The sequence below is a fragment of the Kitasatospora sp. NPDC057198 genome (assembly GCF_042670125.1).
Classification (GTDB): Bacteria; Actinomycetota; Actinomycetes; order Streptomycetales; family Streptomycetaceae; genus Kitasatospora.
In genome coordinates, this window is the sequence record NZ_JBHUWH010000594.1 from 1 (window position 1) to 4,208 (window position 4,208).

The 4,208-nt window shown below is 76.6% G+C and carries 3 protein-coding genes; 2 read left to right on the forward strand and 1 reads right to left on the reverse strand.

Going from position 1 to position 4,208, the window contains the following annotated elements:
- Positions 1-126 precede the first annotated feature (126 nt).
- Positions 127-1,365 (reverse strand): MFS transporter, encoded by a 1,239-nt coding sequence (locus ACFUEL_RS36165; RefSeq protein WP_380241900.1) that lies wholly within the window; start codon positions 1,363-1,365, stop codon positions 127-129.
- A 221-nt stretch (positions 1,366-1,586) separates the two neighbouring features.
- Here ACFUEL_RS36165 and ACFUEL_RS36170 point away from each other — a divergent pair, with 221 nt between their 5' ends.
- Both ACFUEL_RS36170 and ACFUEL_RS36175 read left to right on the forward strand, forming a co-directional pair.
- Complete coding sequence (locus ACFUEL_RS36170) at positions 1,587-2,831, forward strand: aromatic acid exporter family protein (protein ID WP_380241902.1); 1,245 nt, start codon at positions 1,587-1,589, stop codon at positions 2,829-2,831.
- Between the two features lie 489 nt (positions 2,832-3,320).
- Positions 3,321-4,028, forward strand: coding sequence for a hypothetical protein (locus ACFUEL_RS36175; RefSeq protein WP_380241904.1), 708 nt, complete (start codon positions 3,321-3,323; stop codon positions 4,026-4,028).
- The last annotated feature ends 180 nt before the right edge of the window (positions 4,029-4,208 follow it).

A 4,208-nucleotide genomic window follows, 5' to 3' on the forward strand; every position in this document is an offset into this window, starting at 1 on the left:
GCACCGCCCGACCCCGGGCGGTGCGGTGCGGTGCGTCGGGCGGTGGGGCGGAGCGGAGCGGCCCGGACGTTCCGGTCGGCGCCGGCCGTCAGCGGCTCGGGCCCGCCGTTCCCCGGGCCCCTGGTCTCACCCCTCCGGCCGCAGGCCGCGCGTCACCAGCCACGCCCCCGCCGCCGCGGCCAGGGCCAGGCCGGTGCCGACCAGCAGGGCGCCGCGGGTGACGTCGGCGAACGCGCCGACGGCCCAGGCGCCGAGGCCGGTGCCCGCGTACATGGTGGAGGTGAGCCAGGCGCTGGAGGTGGCGCGGTGGGCGGGGGCGACGGTGCCGGCCAGGGTCTGCTGGTCGGTGACGAAGGCGCCGCTGGCGGTGAACCAGACCAGCACGCCGAGCAGCGAGAGCGGCAGCCCGGGGCCGGCAGTGGCCAGGGCGATGCCGGCGGCCAGCAGCAGGCCCCAGAGGGCGAGCAGCGGCAGGTCGGTGCGGCCCGCCGTGCGGGCCCGGTCGCCGAGGCGTCCGCCGAGCAGCGAGCCGGCCACGCTGCCCGCGCCGACCAGGACGCCGACCAGGCCGAGGGCCTGCACGGAGAGGTCGAAGCGGCGGTCGAGGACGGCGCCGAGGAAGGTGTACGCGCCGAGGTTGGCCGCGTTGAAGACGGTGTTGACCAGCAGGGCGCGGCGCAGCGCCGGGTCGCGCCAGGCGCCGAGGACCGCCCGGACGGCGCCGCCGGACGCCGCACCGCCCGGCGCGGGGGCGACCGGCGCGGGGGCGACCTGCCGGGCCAGCAGGGCGATCGCGGCGAGGGTGCCGGCGGCGAGCGCCCAGAACGCGGCCCGCCAGCCCGCCGCCCCGGCCAGCACGCCGCCGAGCGGGACGCCGACCACCTGGCCGGTGGAGAACAGCGCCATGCCGAGCCCGAGGGCGCGGCCGCGCACCGCCTCGGGGGCGGTCTCGGCGATGTGCGCCCAGATCGCGGGCCCGGCGGCCGCGGCGGCCAGGCCGGCCAGGGCGCGGGAGAGGACGAGCAGGGCGAGGTCGGTGGAGAGCGCGGCCGCCGCGTTGGAGAGCACGAACAGCAGCCCGCCGGCGAGCAGGGTGCGGCGGCGGCCGAACCGGTCGCTGAGCAGGCCGAGGAACGGGGCGAAGACCGCGTACACCAGCACGTACGCGGTGACGGTGGAGGCGGCGGCGGCCTCGGTGGAGCCGATCGAGTCGGCGATGGTCGGCAGCAGCGGGGAGACCAGGAAGGTCTCGGTGCCGAACAGGAACAGCAGCGCGAACACGCCGGCGTACCGCAGCGGTCGCAGCGCCTCGGGGGCGGGCACCGTCCTGCCGGTGCGCTCGGTCAGGTCGGAGACGTCGCTCACGGCGACCACCACCTCGTCCGGTCGTCGGGTCGCGCGGCGCGTCCTCGGACCGCGGACGCGTTCGGCCGCGCGGGGGGCATGGGCGTCCGATGCCGCCATCGTCGGCGGGGGTCCGCGGGTGCAGCCAGACAGGCGTTCATCCTGTGACCGGGGCTCACAGCCTGACGCCCCGTCAGGCTGTGAACGGTGTGAACGGCACCCGGCCGGGATAGGAGGGCTGCATGCGTTTCGTTCCGGAGCCGGTGGCGGCCGTGGTGCGCCGCGGGGCCAAGGACCCGTTCGTCGTGCAGACGGTGCGGGCCACGGTCGCCGCGACGCTGTCGTACGTGGTGGCGACCTGGCTGAGCCGGGAGCCGGTGCCGCTGACCGCGCCGCTGACGGCGCTGCTGGTGGTGCAGGTGACGGTGTACTCGACGCTGACCACCAGCATCCGGCGGGTCAACTCGGTGGTGGTCGGGGTGCTGATCGCGATCGGGTTCTCCGCGGTGGTGGGGCTGTCCTGGTGGAGCCTCGGGCTGATCATCCTGGCCTCGCTGGTGATCGGGCGGTTCGTCCGGGTGGACGAGTTCGTCCAGGAGGTGGCGATCAGCGCGATGCTGATCCTGGGCGTCTCCCAGGTCACCACCCAGGCGTGGGACCGGGTGCTGGAGACGGTGATCGGCGCGAGCGTCGGCCTGCTGTTCAACCTGGTGATAGCGCCCCCGGTCTGGGTCGACAAGGCGGGCGAGTCGATCGAGGACCTGGCCCGCCGGGCCCGGCACCTGCTGCTCGGCCTCGCCGAGCAGTTCGGCCGCCCGGTGCCGGTCGAACGGGCCGCCGAACGGCTGTACGAGGCCCGGCGGCTGGACCAGGCGATCACCGAGGTGGACGGGGCGCTGCGGCAGGCCGAGGACAGCCTTCGGCTGAACCCGCGGATCAGCGAGGGCCTGCTCTCCCGGCTGGTGCTGCGCACCGGGCTGGACACCCTGGAGATCTGCGTGGTCGTCATCCGGGTGATCGCCCGCTCGCTGACCGACCTGGCCAAGCGCCGCGGCCCGGGTGAGCGGCTCTTCCCCGACGACGTGGCGGTGGCCCTGGAGGAGCTGTTCGAGCACGTCGGCGGCGCCCTGGTCAGCTTCGCGGTGCTGGTCACCACCCAGGTCAGCCGCAACGCGGAGGAGGCCGAGCAGCGGATGGCCGCCGAACTCTCCGCCGCCTGGGCCTGCCGGGAGAACGTCGCCCAACTGCTGCTGCGCCGCGTCCAGGAGAGCCCCGAGGCGTGGCAGCTGCACGGCTCGCTGCTCGCCGAGGTCGACCGCATCCTCGACGAGCTCGACCTCGAGCACCGCGGCCGCCGCCTGATGGAGGAACTCGACCGCGCCGCCGTCGCCAACCGCGACCGCTTCTCCCGCTTCTCCCGCCTCCGCCGCCTGGCCCGCGGCGAACGCCTCCGCCCCCGCCGCCGCTCCCGCCGCCCCGCCGCCTGAGCCCGGCTCCCGGCTTCCTCCACGCCCCGACTCCCTTGCCCGGTAAGGCCGTCGGCGACCGGACCGGAAGCCGATCCGGTCAGCCGGGAGGACGGATGGCCGGGCAGGACAGGGAACGGACGGCCGGAACGACCGACACGACCGACACGACCGGCACCACCGGCGCGGCTGCGGCGGGCGCGGCCGTCCGCTGATCGCTGTACGTCTGCTCGCCGTGGTTCCTGGCCCGGGGCGCCCTGCTCGGCCTGGCCGTCCTGCGCTACCTGGGCGCCTGAACCCTCCCGGCGGACGGACGACCACGGGCGGCCACGGGCGGCGGGTAACGGCCGCGGGCGGCGGGTAACCGGCGGCGGCCCGGGTTGGCCCGTCGGGGGGAAACGTCGTACCGGTTCGGGTGTGTTGTGACGGGCCGTCAGGGTGCGGCGAGGACTCTCGTGGAGTGTCGGCGCCCCGCCGGCAGCCCCGTCCACCCCCCTCCCGGAGTTCTCCATGATCCCGACCCCGTCCGGGCGACGCCTGCTGCCGCTGCGCGCGGCCGCCCTCGCCGGTGCCGCCGTCCTGCCGCTGGCCGTGTTCGCCGTCCCCGCGCACGCCGCCGACAACGGCGACGTGAAGATCCACGACAGCGGCACCCCCGCCGACAAGCAGGCCGACGACCCGAAGGTCTGCAAGTTCTACGTCGACGGCCTCAACTTCGACGCCGGACAGAACGTCACCTGGCACATCGACCAGCAGCCCCCGACCGGCACCGCCACGGTGCTGGGCGGCACCCTGCTCATGCCCACCGGGAACGCCCGGAGCGGAGACCTGTCGCTGCCCGACGGGCACTACAAGCTCGGCTGGAACTTCGTGGGCGAGAGCGGCGACGCCAAGCAGAAGGTGTTCACGGTCGACTGCGGCAACCTGGGCGGCAACCCGTCGCCCTCGCCGAGCGCGTCCGGCAGCGGCTCGCCCGGCCCCCAGAGCGGCGGCGGCTCCCCGTCCCCGTCCAGCGGCGCCTCGCCGTCCGGCCAGGGCGGCCCCGGCGGCCCGTCGACCTCGCCCGGCGGCCCCGGGAAGACGCCGCAGGGCGGGGTCGCGGCCGGTGCGGGCGGGGCCTCGCGCGACCTGAACCCGGCGGAGGTCACCGTCGGCACCGCCCTGATCGCCGGGGCGGGCTACCTGGTCGTGCGCCGGCGTCGCCGCTCCCGCCGTTGACCCGCACCACCCACCGACGCGCCCGCGGTGCCGACCGGCTACGGTTCGGCACCGCGGTCGTCGCGCTGATGTGCGGCGCCTGGCTGGTGGACGACGGACTGACCACCGCGGGCCCCCCCCCCCCCCCCCCCCCCCCCGCCCCCCCCCCCCCCCCCCCCCCCCCCCCCCCCCCCCCCCCCC